The sequence below is a fragment of the Marinobacter sp. KM021 genome (genome assembly GCF_050707965.1).
GTDB classification, from domain to species: domain Bacteria; phylum Pseudomonadota; class Gammaproteobacteria; order Pseudomonadales; family Oleiphilaceae; genus Marinobacter; species Marinobacter shengliensis.
This window is the reverse complement of record NZ_CP136129.1, coordinates 2676725-2691630: the sequence shown is the minus strand read 5'-3', so window position 1 is coordinate 2691630 and position 14906 is coordinate 2676725. Positions and strand designations below refer to the sequence as shown.

The 14906-nt window shown below is 58.2% G+C and carries 15 protein-coding genes; 2 read left to right on the top strand and 13 right to left on the bottom strand.

Annotation, left to right across the window (positions count from 1 at the left end):
- Nucleotide 1 precedes the first annotated feature (1 nt).
- The 5 genes from RVM24_RS12695 to RVM24_RS12675 all read right to left on the bottom strand — a co-directional run bounded on the left by RVM24_RS12695 (nucleotide 2) and on the right by RVM24_RS12675 (nucleotide 4836).
- On the bottom strand, nucleotides 2-1180 hold the full coding sequence (locus tag RVM24_RS12695; RefSeq protein ID WP_058090498.1) for an acetyl-CoA C-acetyltransferase: 1179 nt from the start codon (nucleotides 1178-1180) through the stop codon (nucleotides 2-4).
- Nucleotides 1181-1319: 139 nt separating this feature from the next.
- Nucleotides 1320-2060, bottom strand: a complete 741-nt coding sequence (locus tag RVM24_RS12690) for a pteridine reductase (RefSeq protein ID WP_431474129.1) — start codon at nucleotides 2058-2060, stop codon at nucleotides 1320-1322.
- A 15-nt stretch (nucleotides 2061-2075) separates the two neighbouring features.
- On the bottom strand, nucleotides 2076-3188 hold the full coding sequence (locus RVM24_RS12685) for a multifunctional CCA tRNA nucleotidyl transferase/2'3'-cyclic phosphodiesterase/2'nucleotidase/phosphatase (RefSeq protein ID WP_431474128.1): 1113 nt from the start codon (nucleotides 3186-3188) through the stop codon (nucleotides 2076-2078).
- 168 nt (nucleotides 3189-3356) lie between these two features.
- The gene (traF, locus tag RVM24_RS12680) at nucleotides 3357-4622 is read right to left on the bottom strand and encodes a conjugal transfer protein TraF (protein WP_431474127.1); all 1266 of its coding nucleotides are present in this window, start codon (nucleotides 4620-4622) and stop codon (nucleotides 3357-3359) included.
- A 52-nt stretch (nucleotides 4623-4674) separates the two neighbouring features.
- Nucleotides 4675-4836, bottom strand: coding sequence for a hypothetical protein (locus RVM24_RS12675; protein WP_374813614.1), 162 nt, complete (start codon nucleotides 4834-4836; stop codon nucleotides 4675-4677).
- Nucleotides 4837-4870: 34 nt separating this feature from the next.
- On the opposite strand from RVM24_RS12675, the gene RVM24_RS12670 reads away from it, so the two are divergent.
- Together RVM24_RS12670 and RVM24_RS12665 are read left to right on the top strand one after the other, a co-directional pair.
- The gene (locus RVM24_RS12670; RefSeq protein ID WP_431474126.1) at nucleotides 4871-5410 is read left to right on the top strand and encodes an LPP20 family lipoprotein; all 540 of its coding nucleotides are present in this window, start codon (nucleotides 4871-4873) and stop codon (nucleotides 5408-5410) included.
- Between the two features lie 33 nt (nucleotides 5411-5443).
- Complete coding sequence (locus RVM24_RS12665; RefSeq protein WP_230715812.1) at nucleotides 5444-6646, top strand: flagellar assembly protein T N-terminal domain-containing protein; 1203 nt, start codon at nucleotides 5444-5446, stop codon at nucleotides 6644-6646.
- Between the two features lie 2 nt (nucleotides 6647-6648).
- On the opposite strand, the gene RVM24_RS12660 is transcribed toward RVM24_RS12665, so the two are convergent.
- The 8 genes from RVM24_RS12660 to yegQ form a co-directional block, all read right to left on the bottom strand.
- Nucleotides 6649-7107, bottom strand: coding sequence for a SufE family protein (locus RVM24_RS12660; protein ID WP_058090504.1), 459 nt, complete (start codon nucleotides 7105-7107; stop codon nucleotides 6649-6651).
- The gene (gene sufT, locus RVM24_RS12655) at nucleotides 7104-7646 is read right to left on the bottom strand and encodes a putative Fe-S cluster assembly protein SufT (protein ID WP_058090505.1); all 543 of its coding nucleotides are present in this window, start codon (nucleotides 7644-7646) and stop codon (nucleotides 7104-7106) included. The genes RVM24_RS12660 and sufT overlap by 4 nt, the downstream gene beginning before the upstream one ends.
- Before the next feature lie 18 nt (nucleotides 7647-7664).
- A complete protein-coding gene (locus RVM24_RS12650) occupies nucleotides 7665-8021 on the bottom strand; it encodes a HesB/IscA family protein (RefSeq protein ID WP_011786597.1) in 357 nt (118 codons plus the stop codon).
- A gap of 12 nt (nucleotides 8022-8033) precedes the next feature.
- The gene (locus RVM24_RS12645) at nucleotides 8034-9287 is read right to left on the bottom strand and encodes a cysteine desulfurase (RefSeq protein WP_431474125.1); all 1254 of its coding nucleotides are present in this window, start codon (nucleotides 9285-9287) and stop codon (nucleotides 8034-8036) included.
- A 4-nt stretch (nucleotides 9288-9291) separates the two neighbouring features.
- The gene (gene sufD / locus RVM24_RS12640) at nucleotides 9292-10578 is read right to left on the bottom strand and encodes a Fe-S cluster assembly protein SufD (protein WP_431474124.1); all 1287 of its coding nucleotides are present in this window, start codon (nucleotides 10576-10578) and stop codon (nucleotides 9292-9294) included.
- Between the two features lie 15 nt (nucleotides 10579-10593).
- Nucleotides 10594-11355, bottom strand: a complete 762-nt coding sequence (gene sufC / locus RVM24_RS12635; RefSeq protein WP_058090509.1) for a Fe-S cluster assembly ATPase SufC — start codon at nucleotides 11353-11355, stop codon at nucleotides 10594-10596.
- Nucleotides 11356-11550: 195 nt separating this feature from the next.
- Nucleotides 11551-12999, bottom strand: coding sequence for a Fe-S cluster assembly protein SufB (gene sufB, locus RVM24_RS12630; protein ID WP_431474123.1), 1449 nt, complete (start codon nucleotides 12997-12999; stop codon nucleotides 11551-11553).
- Between the two features lie 509 nt (nucleotides 13000-13508).
- The gene (gene yegQ, locus RVM24_RS12625) at nucleotides 13509-14828 is read right to left on the bottom strand and encodes a tRNA 5-hydroxyuridine modification protein YegQ (protein ID WP_431474122.1); all 1320 of its coding nucleotides are present in this window, start codon (nucleotides 14826-14828) and stop codon (nucleotides 13509-13511) included.
- Between the last annotated feature and the right edge of the window lie 78 nt (nucleotides 14829-14906).

Sequence of the window (14906 nt, the reverse complement as noted above, 5' to 3'; positions counted from 1 at the left end):
CTTAGCGTTCCACTGCCAGGGCAACGCCCATGCCGCCACCGATGCACAAAGTCGCCAGGCCTTTCTTGGCGTCGCGGCGTGCCATTTCGTGCAGCAGGGTAACCAGAATACGGCAGCCGGAAGCGCCGATCGGGTGGCCAATGGCAATGGCGCCGCCATTAACGTTGACCTTGCTGGTATCCCAGCCCATGTCCCGGTTGACCGAGATGGCCTGGGCCGCGAAGGCTTCGTTGGCTTCGATCAGGTCCAGCTCTGCGGCCGTCCAGCCAGCACGCTCAAGGCAGCGCTGGCTGGCGGGAATCGGGCCGGTACCCATGATGGTGGGGTCAACACCAGCATTGGCGTGGGCCTTGATGGTGGCCAGCGGGGTCAGCCCCAGTTCTTTGGCTTTCTCGGCACTGCACACCATCACGGCGGCGGCACCGTCGTTCAGGGATGAAGCGTTGCCCGCGGTCACGGAACCGTCTTTCTTGAACGCCGGGCGCAGTTTGCCAAGGCTGTCTCCGGTCACGCCGTCGCGGGGGCATTCGTCCTTACTGATCACCAGCGGGTCGCCTTTGCGCTGGGGAATGGTGATCGGAACAATCTGGCCGTCAAAATAGCCGGCGTTCTGGGCCGCTACGGCTTTTTGCTGGGAGGCTGCGGCGAATTCGTCCTGCTCGTCCCGGCTGATACCGTACTTCTCCACGATGTTTTCGGCGGTGATGCCCATGTGATAATCGTTGAAGGCATCCCACAGGCCATCGTTCACCATGGTGTCGACCATGCTCCAGTTGCCCATGCGCTGGCCATTACGGCTGTTGGGCAGAACGTGTGGCGCCTGGCTCATGCTTTCCTGGCCACCAGCGACAATCATCTCGGCATCACCGCACTGAATGGCTTGCACCGCCATATGAACCGCTTTCAGGCCGGAACCACATACCTTATTGATGGTGATCGCTGGTGTGGAGTTTGGCAGGCCGGCATTGATGGCTGCCTGGCGGGCAGGGTTCTGACCGCAACCGGCAGTCAGTACCTGGCCCAGGATTACTTCATTGATCTGCTCGCCGGCCACGCCGGTTTCTTCCATCAGCGCCTTGATCACGGCGGAACCGAGTTGGTCGGCCCGCAGGCTGGACAAACCGCCACCGAAGCTGCCAACAGCAGTACGTTTTGCGGCAACAATCACGACATCACGCATGGGAATTCTCCGTTGCAAAGGGCAGGATCAGGACGATGCCTGCCGGCGTGTGAATACAAGATGGCAAGCATTGTAGCGGGAAAGCCTGGCTCGGCCAAAACAACCAAGGTATGGGTTGATTCAGCCTGCCGGGAGTGATTTACATATTCAGACTGCGACCGCCGTCGACGGAGAGAATCTGACCGGTCACAAAGGGGGCATCGCATAGCAGGTAGGCGATGGCACCGGCAATGTCGTCGGGGTTGCCGGTACGGGCCAGGGGTGTTTTGTCCAGAATGGCCTGCTGATAAGTTGGATCAATCGCGGCATCGCCCTCTGGCCAGAGTATAGCGCCAGGCGATACACCGTTTACCCTGATTTCTGGGGCATGATCTTTGGCCCAGGATCGGGTGAGGGCGGCCAAGCCCGCTTTGCTGGCGCAGTACAGGGGGTGATCGTTCAGCGGTTTCTCACTGTAGATGTCGATCAGATTTATCACAGCCCCATTGTTCTTCTTCAACTCAGGCAGGCAGTGTTTGAGCAAAAAGAATGGCGCTTTCAGGTTGGCGCCCATGATGGCGTTCCAGTCGTCTTCACCTGAGTCTTCGGTGGTTCTGGGATAGAAGACTGAGGCGTTGTTGACCAGGCCATCCAGGCGCTCCCAATGTTGGCAGGCGGTTTTGGCCAGGCTGACAACCTGTTCCATGTCTGTCAGGTCTGCCTGTATCGAGGTGGCTGAGTCAGACCGTTCCCGGTTCAGTTTGTCCACCAGTTCGGCCGCTTGGTCCGCCCTCGAACGATAGTGGATGACTACGTTCCAGCCCCGGGCATGCAGCACTTCTGCAGTGCGGGCGCCGAGACGGTGGGCGGCGCCGGTAATCAGGGCAACGGGAGCAGCCATACACAAATCCTCCGTTCAGGTAGTTAATGCCTGTTTGATACGTGCCAGCCGCTCGTTGCGGATTGCATCGCCCAGAGCTTTTCCTTTGTGGCCCTGCTTGATCAGGTCTTGCGGATTGACCTCTGAGGCGTATCGCGCGGCCAGGTTGAGCCGGTCAAGGCTGTCTGACTGGCCGGGGTTTGCAGTGCAGGCTAGGGTTTCCTGCAAATGGATAAAACGCTCCGGGCGGCGCCAGAGGTCGGCTTTCTCCAACAACGCCAGAGCTTGCTCCGGCGCAAGGGCCTTCGGGCCCTGATCGCACAGGTGCTCCATGTAAAGGCAGACCAGGTGCGCCATGTCTTTGCAGTCGTTCGGGCTTTTCATGGCTTTTGCGCGAGCGACAGCGGCGGCTTCCGGCACGGCGCACAGTAATGCGGCGAAGCGCTGCGACGTGTTGCCGTTTTTCCTGTGCACGCAATGCAGGGCCTGAAGCCCGTGCTGGAGAATGTCCGGGCTGGCGAGCTCTGGAATCAGAACCTCCAGTGCGCCAACGTCTTTGAGTACATCGAAAAAGACACCGGGCGCTTGCTCATGCAGTGCTCGTTGAACCTCCTGCCACACGCGCTCCGGGACAAGATCCCCCAGCTCGCCCTCACGGACCATCTGTTGCATCAGGGCCCTGGTTTCGTGGCATACGGTAAAGCCCATGGGTTGCAGGCGCGCGGCAAACCGTGCGGTTCTCAGAATGCGCAGGGGGTCTTCGGCGAAGGCTTCAGAAACATGGCGGAGTTTTCGCTGTTCAAGGTCGCTGTGACCGTGAAATGGATCGACCAACGCGCCATCTTCGGTTTCTGCCATGGCATTGATGGTCAGGTCCCGGCGCTTCAGATCCTGTTCCAGGGTGACATCCGGAGCGCTGTATACGGTAAACCCATGGTAGCCCCGCCCCTGCTTGCGTTCGGTGCGGGCCAGGGCGTATTCCTCACCGGTTTTCGGATGCAGGAATACCGGAAAATCGGCCCCTACCTGCTTGAAACCTTTCGCTCGCATATCATCCGGTGTGCTGCCCACCACCACCCAGTCGCGGTCCTTTACCTCAAGGCCGAGCAGTTTGTCCCGAACGGCGCCGCCTACCAGATAGGTTTGCATGGAGCTGGGGTTTCCTTCGCTATGTGAGTTGGTTGCAGATCAATAGATTATCCGGCCACAGTCTGCCGTAGGCAAACCCGGCCAGTGAATTTCAGGTGCAAAGAAAGTTTTGGTCACAAAAAAGCCCGGCTTGCGGAGGCAGGCCGGGCACTTGAGACTATGGCGATATCAGAAGGCGGTGCCAAGCTCGATCGCGGCACCCACATCAGCGCTGCTGTACAGGGCGCCAATATCCAGACGCGCGCCGAGAACATTCAGGCCCAGACCTGCGGTGAATTGGGTATCTTCTTCAATACCGTCGTTGTCGCTGTTGCTGGCCAGGTTGTGGCGGATACCCGCGCGCAGTTGGGCGTAGCGCCAGGCGTCGAATTCAGCACCGACAGCCAGCCATTGGGTGTCGTCTTCAAAGCCGAAGGCTTTTTTCTTGGTCAGGTCCAGTTCGGCGGTGACTACGTGGTAGTCGCTCTTGTGGGCGATGGCGGCGGTAACCATGGGGTTGAGTTCGAGGGTGCGTTTCTCTTCGCCAAGTAGCGGGCGTGCCTGTGCGGAGTCCAGCTCCATCGGAATCAGGTTTTTGACCACCACACCGGCATTCCACTCGCGGTTCTCACCGAAGGCATAGGCGGCACCGATGTCCAGGTTGAAGCCGCTTTTTTCAGTTTCGAATTCGTCACTATCGAAGTCATCGTCTTCAAAACCTGAGACGGTTTCGGTGTATTGGAAAGTGCGAAGCTCGACATATTTTGGGGTGACGCCGAACTGGAATTGCTCGCCATTGTTCAACTCAAAGGTTGTGGCCAGGCTGATGCCGACCTCAGCAACTGCCGACGCCAGAATGCGGCCCCTGGATTTCAGATCCCTGTCCAGGTCTGCAGTGGCAAGCTCCAGTGCAGTAGCGGTTTCGAGCTCCCTCAGGAACGCATCATCATCTGGATCCAGTTTGCCCCTGACGGTCGCCCTGATGGCGCCATCTGCCACAAAGCCTACTGAAATGGAATTCGTGGGAATAGCAAAGGCAATGCCCAGGCCAGCATCGACCCGAACAGTGTCGCGATCAAAGTTGTTCAAACGCTCCCGAAGATCACCTGCGAGACGACGTGCTTCTTCGGGGTTAGAGGTTCTGTTCAGTCCCTGGAACTCATCAATCACATCCTGAATATCATCAATCTGATCAACAACTTCTTCTTCATCCGCAAATCGTGCATTGACCGAAGGCAGCATCAGGCCGAAATCATCCGCCCAGTCATGCTGTGGCGCCGCCATCATGGCCGGGTTTGCCAAGGGGGCAGCAGAGGGATGTGCTACGGCGACGCCGGTTCCACCCATGGCGAACGAGCGGGCCGAAATGGGAGCCTGCGGGCTCGCAAGGGCAGAGGTGGTGGCAATGGAAAGGCTGATGGCCAGGGACAATTTGCAAAGGCGGTTTGTTTTCATGAACAGTCCTGAGTTGTTTTTTGCAGGGACAAACTATTAAGTTCCTGAAAGGTTAGATGAGTTTTTCGCGAGACTCAGCCCACAACCGGTAACGGTTTGTTCCCGAACTGTAAACAGAGGCATACATTTGCCGCTGGCCGGTATGGTAAAGATCGTCATCCAGTAAAAAGTTCGTAACATCATTGGTTTGCTGATGCTGGCGTGATTTTTTCATGGGTACTGCAAAAGTGTTTTCCGGAGACAAGATAATGACACTGCGATGGACTCTCGTGCCTGTTCTGGTTTTTACATTGGCAGCCTGCGCGCCGGTGGGCAGCTATCAGAACAGGTCGCAGGATACCCGTACCGAATTTGAACCCATCACGGTTCGGGTCAGTGGTTTTGGCACCTACCAGGATGTCCGTGAAGACCGCGTAAATCCTCGAAAGCGGTTGATGGCCCGGCGCGCTTCGCAACTGGATGCCTATCGGAACCTTGCTGAGCGGGTATACGGTACGGTGATTTACGGCAGCTCCACGGTGAATGATTTTGTCGTTAACAATGACAACTTCCGCACCTATGTAGACAGTTATATACGCGGTGCACGGATGGTGGCGGTGAACGAGCATAGCGATGGTGTGATTGAGACAGTGATGGAGCTCAAGCTGGAACCAAGGTTTCGCGAGTGCGTTTCACGGGTGGTGGATGATCAGGTTCGGGATCAATGTATGATCCCCATGCCGCGCCAGAACGACCGGGTAGGGGATGTGGAAACCCGGCGCACCCAGTCACTCTATTATCTGGATTAATCCGCTAATGCCCTGGCGGAAGGCGGGAGACGTATGAAAGCCATTGCTCTATTGTTGCTGTGGGCCTGCTCGGGCGTGGTCAGTGCTGCTGTGCTTGAGGGGGTGGGCCATGCCAATATCCGGGAGAACAATCTGGACCAGGCCCGCGCCGAGGCCCGGCAGGCGGCCATGCGTGATCTCGCTTTGCAGTACGAAGCCAGCGTAAGCACCCAGGATACCCTTGAAAACGGTGAGCTGACACAGTCCCGAACCCGGCTTTCGGCCACCGCCCAGTTACGTAACGCCACCATCGTGGATGAATACCGTAGCGGCAACCTTTTGCGGGTGGTGGTACGGGCCGAGATGGCGGATGCTTCCGGTACCGAAAGCTGTAAGGCCGGGGAAGCCTCCGGGCTGCGCAAGCGAGTTGCAGTGACCGGATTTCCGATTGTCCGGCCGCAGCAGGGAGGAAACCCGGGGCTCGATGATGCCGGCGAGAAATTGCCGCAGGCACTGATTGCCCGCTTGCAGTCTCAGGGCAGAATGCAGGTGTTGGGCTCTACCTCGTTGCAACTTTTCAGCGATTTGCCAGACGCCCCGACCTCGCGCCAGAATCTGGCGGCGAATCATCTGACCAATGTGGTCCAACTGGCCCGGGAGCTCGGCGCGCAGTTTGTGGTGTCTGGCGTCATCAGGGATATCGGTGTGGCTGACCCTAATGCCTGGGGCAGTTCCATCGTCAATCGCATGCAGCGTGGCATTGGCCTGGTGGATACCAGTCGCCGCTTTGAAGCAGAAGTGATGGTGTTCGATGGCTTCAGCGGTTCGCCAGTGTTTCGTCAGCGCTTTGAAACCTCTGCCCGCTGGGATCCGAAAGGCACGGGCACCGGTGGCTTTGCTTCGGCCGGCTTTGAAAAATCGGAGTGGGGGCAGGCGGTGTCAGGCGTGATTGATGACATGGCGACAGCCGTGAACAATGCGCTGGCGTGTCAACCGTTCATGGCCCGGGTGACCCGTGTGGAGAGCAATCGTGTGACCCTGGCTTCCGGTGCGACAGCCGGATTGCGGCCGGGCGACGAGCTCAATATCTACCGTAGTCAGCGCTATTTCGATTCACTGGATGGTACACCGGAGCTGACGGATGCGAAGGTGTCCATTACTCTGGATAACGTCCACCCGGATTTCAGCACCGGTCGCCTGCCGGTGACCGGTGGCCAGGTGAATATCCAGAGGGACGATATGGCGATAATCTGGTGAGATCAGGCGGCTTCGGCCGCCGCGATGTCCCGGATCTTCCCGACCATAGCCCGCAGGCCGTTACCCCGTGTCGGGGAGATATGGCGGAACAGGTCCAGTTGTTCAAACAGTTCGTCGATGTCGGTGGCCAACAATTCTCGCGGTGTCTTGCCGTTCAGGGCTACCAGTATAATGGCCGCCAGACCGCGCACGATGATGGCGTCTGAGTCGATCAGCAGGAACAGTTTGCCGCTGTCCTCATCGTGATGGTGAACCAGCCACACCTGACTCTGGCAGCCATGCACGTAATTCTCTTCTGTCCGCTCGTCATCCGGGAACGCCGGCAACTGTTTGCCCAGGTCCACGATGTAGGCGTAGCGCTCTTCCCAGTCGTCCAGAAACTCAAAGGCGTCCAGAACGTCTTCCAGGGTGGTTTTTACCCCCAGAGGGTTGTCGAGAAATTGTTCCTTGCTGGCGGTCATAGCATTCCCAGTTCGAGTTTGGCTTCGTCGGTGAGCATATCGTTGTTCCAGGGCGGATCAAAGGTCAGCTCAACCGTTACCTTGTCGACGTTGGGGACATGCTCCACCTTGGTTTGCACATCGTTGGTGATGACCGGGCCCATGCCACAGCCCGCGGCGGTGAGGGTCATCCGGATATAAACGTGATTGCCGTGTTCAGTGCCGTTTTCGATCTTGCACTCATAGATCAGGCCCAGATCCACCACGTTGACCGGGATTTCCGGGTCGTAGCAGTTGCGCAGGGCTTCCCACACCTGGTTTTCGTTGATGGTGCCGTCTTCCGGGGTGTCAAAGCTGCTTTCCAGGGGCTGTTTGCCCAGGGCGTCTGCGTCGTGGCCTTCAATACGGGCGAGGTTACCGTTCACCGCGACGGTAAAGGTGCCGCCAAGGGACTGGGTGATGGTCACGAAGGTGTCCGACGGAATCATGATTTCCGTACCGGAAGGCACCAGCCGGGCTTCCACTTCGCGCTTGGTTAGAACAACTTCCCGTTCTTGCATGCTCTGTAAGACCTCTGTTTATGCCACCGTAAAACTCTCACCACACCCACACTCCGCGGTAGCGTTGGGGTTGCGGAAGCGGAACAGGGAATTAACGCCCTCAGTAACAAAATCGATTTCAATACCATTCACCAGTGGCAGGTGTTCCTGCTTTACGAACACATCCACACCGTCGATGGTAAAAATACGGTCATCGGATTCCGGGGTTTCTACCCACTGGGTTTCATACTTGAAGCCGGAGCAGCCACTCTTTTTGATGGCCAGGCGAATGCCCTTGGCTTCCGGCTTTTTATCCAGTTGTTTGCGAACGTGTTTGACCGCCGTTGGGGTCATGGTCACGTTCACATCGCTTGGGGTGAAGACTTCGGCTGTCATGTTTCCACCTCCTCAGGCAAACAGGCGCTGGATCTTTTGCAGGCCGGTAAACAGTTTCTCGACCTCTTCCAGCGTATTGTAGAACGCAAACGAAGCCCGGGCTGTACCGGGTACTCCGTAGAAATCCATCAATGGCATGGCGCAATGGTGGCCGGTGCGGATGGCAATGCCTTGCTGGTCCAGCAGGGTGCCGATGTCGCTTGGGTGCAGGCCGGCAATCTTGAAGGACATGACCGGTACTTTCTGCCTCGCGGTGCCGATAATCTCCATGCCCGGAACCGTCTCAACCAGTTCGTTGGCACGGATAAGTAGGGCATTTTCTGCCGCTTCCATGGCCTGGCGGTCCAGCCTGTCCAGGTAGTCTATCGCGGCCGCAAGGCCGACGGCTTCGGCAATTGCCGGGGTGCCAGCTTCAAACTTGTAGGGCAGAACGTTCCAGGTTGTGCGCTCGAACGACACCCGCTCAATCATCTCGCCTCCACCCTGGTAAGGAGGCATTTCTTCCAGCAGTTCTGCACGGCCATACAGCACACCGATGCCGGTGGGGCCGAACAGTTTGTGGGACGAAAACACGTAGAAATCGCAACCCAGCGCCTGCACATCCGGCTTGAAGTGGGGCACGGCCTGGGCGCCGTCAATCAGGGTGATCACGCCCTGTTTCTTCGCCTGTTCGATCAGTGGCGCCACCGGGTTTACCGTGCCCAGCACGTTGGATACGTGGGTAAGGGCCAGCACGCAGGTACGCTCGTTCAGCAGGCTGTTGAACGAATCCAGGTCGAGCTCACCTTCGGGGGTCACCTGCACAGGTACCACTTTGGCGCCGGTGCGCTCGGCGATCATCTGCCACGGCACGATGTTGGCGTGGTGTTCCATATGACTGACCAGGATCTCATCGCCGGCTTTCAGGCGCGGAGCCAGGCCGTTGGCCACCAGGTTGATGGCCTCCGTGGTGCCCCGGGTCCAGATGATTTCTTTGGTGCTGGGGGCGTTCAGGAAATGACGCACCACTTTCCGGGCGCCTTCAAAGGCAGCTGTTGCCCGGTCGCCCAGGGTGTGGGCGCCCCGATGCACGTTGGAATGCATCTTGCGGTAATAGCGGTCCATGGCATCGAGCACGGCTTGCGGCTTCTGGGCCGAAGCGCCGTTGTCCAGATACACCAGCGGCTTCCCGTTGATTTCCTGTGCCAGGATCGGGAAGTCTCGGCGGATGGCTTCTACATCAAACGCCGGGGAGTTGGTGTTCTTTACCACGGACAGGTCAGTCATGCCCTCAGGCCTCCTGAAAGGTTTGCTCAAAGAAATCGTTGAGCCGCGCCTGGGCAGTTTCGCGCACGGCTTCCACCGGAATCTGCTGCACCAGCTCATTGATAAACGCCATGGTCAACAACACGTTGGCCTGCCGGCGGCCAATGCCGCGGGATACCAGATAGAACACCGAGGTTTCATCCAGCTGGCCAATGGTGGCGCCGTGTGCGCACTTGACGTCGTCCGCATAGATCTCCAGTTCCGGCTTTGTATCGATCTCTGCACCGTTAGACAGCAGCAGGTTTTTGTTGTTCATATCCGCGTTGGACTTCTGGGCGTCCTGGTGGATATGAATCCGGCCGTTGAAGATAGCGTGGGATTGGTCCGCAGCAATGTTGCGATAGGTCTCTTCGCTGTTGCAGTGGGCGGCCACGTGGTCGATGGAGGTGTGGTTGTCGTAATGCTGTTTGCCTTGGGTAACCACCACACCGTTAAGCTTGGTTTCGGCCCCTTCACCTTCCAGGCGAACCTGCAGGTCGTGCCGACGCAACGGGCCGCCGAAGCCCACGCAGTGGCTTTCGAAACGGGAGCTGCGCTGCTGCAGAACACCGGTGGCGCCAATGTGCTGAACGCTTTCGCCTTCCATGTTCAGGCGAATGCTGGTGATGTTGGCGCCATCAGCCAGGTTGAATTCGGTAACGGTGTTAACCAGGGCACTTGCGTCACCACTGGAAATGTATTCCTCCACCAGCGTCATCTGGCTGTTGGCACCGGCTTCCACGTATATGCGCGGATAGGCCGAACCACTGGCATCGGCAGTGGTTTCGTGGATCACAAACAGCGGCTGGTCGAGCACGGCACCTGGCGCCAGGCGAATAAACAGGCCGTCCTCAAAGCGGGCGCCGTTCACGCGGGCGAACTGTGCCTGATCGTGGTCCAGCGTGCTGCCCAGTTGCAGTGACACCGCCTTGGCATCGTCTTCATCCAGGTCACTGAAGCTCTGGATGATAATGCCGTTCAGGTCTGGGTATTCACTGGCTTCCGGGATCATCACACCGTTGTTGAAAACAACCTTGTAACCCGGTACCGCCAGGCTGTTGCCGCCTTTGCCTTCAGCGGGCAACGAGATGGCCATATCGTCGGCCAGCTTCAGGTACTTGCTGGAATACTTCCAGTTCTCGGTTTTTCGGGTCGGCAGTGGCATGTCCACCAGTGCGCTGGCCCGTTGTTTACGCAGCGCCAGCAACGGCTCCGGCAAAGATTGCCCGGCCGGGTGCAGGAAGGCGCTGGAAAGCGTGGGTACTGATTTCATTCCGCGACCTCCTGATCAGTTGCTGGTGTCTTCGTCTTTGATGCCCAGCCAGCCGTAACCTTTCTCTTCCAGTTCCAGGGCCAGCTCACGGCCGCCGGACTTGATGATCTTGCCGCCGGCCAGCACGTGCACGTAGTCGGGCACAATGTGGTTCAGCAGGCGCTGGTAGTGGGTCACCATCAAAATGGCGCGATCTTCGGAGCGCAGGGCGTTAACGCCATCGGACACCACTTTCAGCGCGTCGATGTCCAGGCCGGAGTCGGTCTCGTCCAGAATCGCCAGCTTAGGCTGCAGCAGCAGGGCCTGCATGATTTCGTTACGCTTTTTCTCGCCGCCGGAGAAGCCTTCATTCACGCCGCGCTTCAGGAACGCCGGGTCAAGGTCTACCTGTTTGGAGACTTCCTTGGCCAATTTCATGAACTCGGCGGCGTTCATTTCTTCTTCGCCCTTGTGCTTGCGCATGGCGTTCACGGCGGTGCGCAGGAACTGAAGGTTGCTGACGCCGGGGATTTCCACCGGGTACTGGAAGGCCAGGAAGATGCCTTCGCGGGCGCGCTCTTCGGTTTCCAGGTCCAGAAGGTTGTCGCCGTTGAGGGTGACTTCGCCGCTGGTAACTTCAAATGCGTCGTTGCCTGCCAGAACCTGTGACAGGGTACTCTTACCGGAACCGTTCGGGCCCATAATGGCGTGAACTTCCCCGGCTTTGATCTCCAGGTTGATGCCCTTGAGGATTTCTTTGCCCTCAACGGAGGCGTGCAGGTTTTTGATGCTCAGCATTTGTACGCTTCTCTCTTTTTAACCGTCTGAATTCTTTGTCCGCCCCAAATTCTGGGGGAGTCAGCCATCAGGGTGTCCCTTCCGGGATACGCTGTGAATACGTCCCTGTACGCTCGACAAAATCATCCCTGATTTTGACGATCCCGGAAGGGACACCCTGACGGCTTCCGTGATACTTGTGTGTATGCCGTCTCGTTAACCAACGGAGCCTTCAAGGCTGACTTCCAGAAGCTTGCCGGCTTCCACGGCGAACTCCATCGGCAACTCCTTGAACACTTCCTTACAGAAGCCGTTCACGATCATGGACACTGCCTGCTCCGGGTCGATACCGCGCTGACGGCACAGGAACATCTGCTCGTCGCTGACCTTGGAGGTGGTGGCTTCGTGCTCCACGATGGCCGATTTGTTCTTGCTTTCGATGTACGGGAAGGTGTGGGCGCCGCAGCGGTCGCCGATCAGCAGCGAGTCACACTGGGTAAAGTTGCGTGCGCCTTCTGCACCTGGACCAAACTTCACCAGGCCGCGGTAGGCGTTGGAGCTGCGGCCGGCGGAGATGCCTTTGGAGATGATGGTGCTCCGGGTGTTTTTGCCCAGGTGGATCATCTTGGTGCCGGTGTCGGCCTGCTGGTAGTTGTGGGTGAGGGCGACGGAGTAGAACTCGCCTACGCTGTTCTCACCACGCAGTACGCAGCTCGGGTATTTCCAGGTGATGGCGGAGCCGGTTTCTACCTGGGTCCAGGAGATCTTGGAGTTTTTGCCGATGCAGGCGCCGCGCTTGGTGACGAAGTTGTAGATGCCGCCTTTGCCGTTCTCGTCGCCCGGATACCAGTTCTGTACGGTGGAGTATTTAATCTGGGCGTCGTCCAGGGCGACCAGTTCTACCACCGCTGCGTGCAGCTGGTTCTCATCCCGCATGGGGGCGGTGCAGCCTTCCAGGTAGCTCACGTAGCTGCCTTCTTCGGCGATGATCAGGGTGCGCTCGAACTGGCCGGTGTTGGCCGCGTTGATGCGGAAGTAGGTAGACAGTTCCATGGGGCAGCGAACGCCCTTCGGGATGTACACGAAGGAGCCATCGGAGAACACGGCGGAGTTGAGGGCGGCGAAGTAGTTGTCGCCGGCCGGGACAACGCTGCCCAGGTATTTCTTCACCAGTTCCGGGTACTTCTGTACTGCCTCGGAAATGGGGCAGAAGATCACGCCGGCTTTTTCCAGCGGTTCTTTGAAGGTGGTGGCTACCGAGACGGAATCGAAGACGGCATCAACCGCAACGCCGGCCAGTTTGGCCCGTTCGTGCAGGGGGATACCCAGTTTTTCGTAGGTGCGCAGTAGCTCCGGATCAACGTCGTCCAGGCTCTGGGGCATGTCTTCTTTCTTCTTGGGCGCCGAGTAGTAGGAGATGGCGTTGTAGTCGACCTTCGGAAAGTCAACGTGGGCCCATTCGGGCTCGTCCATTTCGAGCCAGCGACGGTAGGCTTTCAGGCGCCATTCGAGCATGAATTCCGGTTCCTGTTTGATTTCAGACAGGCGGCGGATTACATCTTCATTGAGGCCGGGTTCGAAGGTGTCGGATTCAATTTCAGTGACGAATCCGTGCTCGTATTCCCGTTTGATCAGCTCTTTCACCTCTTTATCGGTGGTCGCCATGATCGTCGCTCCGTAATTCTCTCATCTTGGGCATGGTGCCCTGTGTTTCGCCGAGCATACCTTTGGCTGGGTGGTGTCGGCGGATGTCATCTGTTTGCTGGCGTTGCAATGGTCGCTCGTGTCCTTGAGTACGCCCTGCAATCGGTTTTTGGATGACGGGAGAGGGCATTTGGGCCGGTTTCCCGTTGCTTCTGGCGAGCGATTATACAATACCAGAGTATTTTAGTCAGGTATTAAATCGGTTGTGTAGGGATTATACCTTAATCGGCCCTCGGGGCACTAAGGGGGCGGTTATTGCCTTGATAGACTTTGGTTTGTTTTCTGGCCTGGAGTCTGGGCTTTTGTAGCTTTCAGGATTGGTTTGGTCGCCGGGCGGGTACGCCTTCCCAAAACACGCTGTGGATACGTCCGTGTACGCTCTGCTCCGCCATCCCTGGCTCCGCAAGGTTTTGGGAAGGCGTACCCGCCCAGCTCCGGCGACATTGCGCGGACCGCCACTAAGCTCCTCTTTAACTCGCTGGGCTATCAGGGAAAATCTTGGTCAGGTAAGTGAAGTCCAGCTTCTCCGGCAAGTTATCTGGCCTGGGGATTTTAACGATGTGACCGCTGCCCGGGGCGTAGTCCATGGCTTCGCCGTGGCGGTTTTCCATGGTGTTGACGCTGAAGCGCAGGTTGCCGGATGGGGTGATGAGTTCGAGTTGGTCGCCGGGCGCGAATTTGTTTTTGACGTCGATGGTGAGCCATCGGTCATCCGCATCGGTAATGGTGCCTACGACCTGCTGGGTGCCGAGGTAGGAGGAGCCCTGTTCGTAGGTCTGGTATTCCTGGGGTACGTGGCGGCGGAGGAAGCCTTCGGTGTAGCCGCGGTTCGAGAGGGCTTCGAGTTCGTTCATCATGTGCATGTCGAAGGGTTTGCCGGCGAGGGCGTCGTTGATGGCCTGGCGGTAGACCTGGGTGGTGCGGGCAACGTAGTAGGTGCTTTTGGTTCGGCCTTCGATTTTCAGGGAGTGGACGCCCATGTTGACCAGTTCGGCGACGTGCTGGACGGCGCGGAGGTCTTTGGAATTCATGATGTAGGTGCCGTGTTCATCCTCGTAGGCGGGGATGAAGCCGCCTGGGCGGTTGGGTTCTTCCAGGAGGAGTTCTTTCGGCTCGAAGGTTTCCACGGCGGCGGAGGTGGCGATCAGGTCGCCGGTTTGGTCGTGGCTATGTTGTACCGGTTTGTAGTTCCAGCGGCAGGCGTTGGTGCAGGCGCCCTGGTTGGCGTCGCGGTGGTTCATGTAGCCGGACAGCAGGCAGCGGCCGGAGTAGGCCATGCATAACGCGCCGTGTACGAAGACTTCGAGTTCCATTTCGGGGACTTTTTCACGGATCTCGCGGATTTCGTTCAGGGCCAGTTCCCGGGACAGGATCACCCGGTTGATGCCCTGGCGGCGCCAGAATTCGACGGTGGCCCAGTTGACGGCGTTGGCCTGGACTGAAAGATGGATCGGTTGGTCCGGCCAGTGTTCCCGCACCAGCATGATCAGGCCCGGGTCGGACATGATCAGGGCGTCGGGCTTATGCTCCAGCACTGGCGCCAGGTCTCGCAGGTAGCTGCGCACCTTGTCGTTATGGGGGGCAATGTTGGAGACCAGGTAGAACTGTTTGCCCAGTTCGTGAGCCCGTTCAATGCCCGCGCCAAGGGCTGCAATGTCTTTGAAACTGTTGTTCCTTACTCTCAGCGAGTACCGTGGTTGGCCGGCATAGACGGCATCGGCGCCATAGGCGAAGGCGGTTTCAAGGTGTTCGGGGGTGCCGGCGGGCGCGAGCAGTTCCGGGGTGGTCATGGGGGCTCCGGGTGGTTCTGGTAATCAGTGGTTGCAGGAAGGGCATCATGAAAAATGTGGATTTTGCCCTAAACTGAG

Bases quoted from the DNA above. Each gene is read 5' to 3' on its own strand.
- RVM24_RS12695 (WP_058090498.1), bottom strand. From the start codon at position 1,180: ATGCGTGATGTCGTGATTGTTGCCGCAAAACGTACTGCTGTTGGCAGC.
- RVM24_RS12690 (WP_431474129.1), bottom strand. From the start codon at position 2,060: ATGGCTGCTCCCGTTGCCCTGATTACCGGCGCCGCCCACCGTCTCGGC.
- RVM24_RS12685 (WP_431474128.1), bottom strand. From the start codon at position 3,188: ATGCAAACCTATCTGGTAGGCGGCGCCGTTCGGGACAAACTGCTCGGC.
- traF (WP_431474127.1), bottom strand. From the start codon at position 4,622: ATGAAAACAAACCGCCTTTGCAAATTGTCCCTGGCCATCAGCCTTTCC.
- RVM24_RS12675 (WP_374813614.1), bottom strand. From the start codon at position 4,836: ATGAAAAAATCACGCCAGCATCAGCAAACCAATGATGTTACGAACTTT.
- RVM24_RS12670 (WP_431474126.1), top strand. From the start codon at position 4,871: ATGACACTGCGATGGACTCTCGTGCCTGTTCTGGTTTTTACATTGGCA.
- RVM24_RS12665 (WP_230715812.1), top strand. From the start codon at position 5,444: ATGAAAGCCATTGCTCTATTGTTGCTGTGGGCCTGCTCGGGCGTGGTC.
- RVM24_RS12660 (WP_058090504.1), bottom strand. From the start codon at position 7,107: ATGACCGCCAGCAAGGAACAATTTCTCGACAACCCTCTGGGGGTAAAA.
- sufT (WP_058090505.1), bottom strand. From the start codon at position 7,646: ATGCAAGAACGGGAAGTTGTTCTAACCAAGCGCGAAGTGGAAGCCCGG.
- RVM24_RS12650 (WP_011786597.1), bottom strand. From the start codon at position 8,021: ATGACAGCCGAAGTCTTCACCCCAAGCGATGTGAACGTGACCATGACC.
- RVM24_RS12645 (WP_431474125.1), bottom strand. From the start codon at position 9,287: ATGACTGACCTGTCCGTGGTAAAGAACACCAACTCCCCGGCGTTTGAT.
- sufD (WP_431474124.1), bottom strand. From the start codon at position 10,578: ATGAAATCAGTACCCACGCTTTCCAGCGCCTTCCTGCACCCGGCCGGG.
- sufC (WP_058090509.1), bottom strand. From the start codon at position 11,355: ATGCTGAGCATCAAAAACCTGCACGCCTCCGTTGAGGGCAAAGAAATC.
- sufB (WP_431474123.1), bottom strand. From the start codon at position 12,999: ATGGCGACCACCGATAAAGAGGTGAAAGAGCTGATCAAACGGGAATAC.
- yegQ (WP_431474122.1), bottom strand. From the start codon at position 14,828: ATGACCACCCCGGAACTGCTCGCGCCCGCCGGCACCCCCGAACACCTT.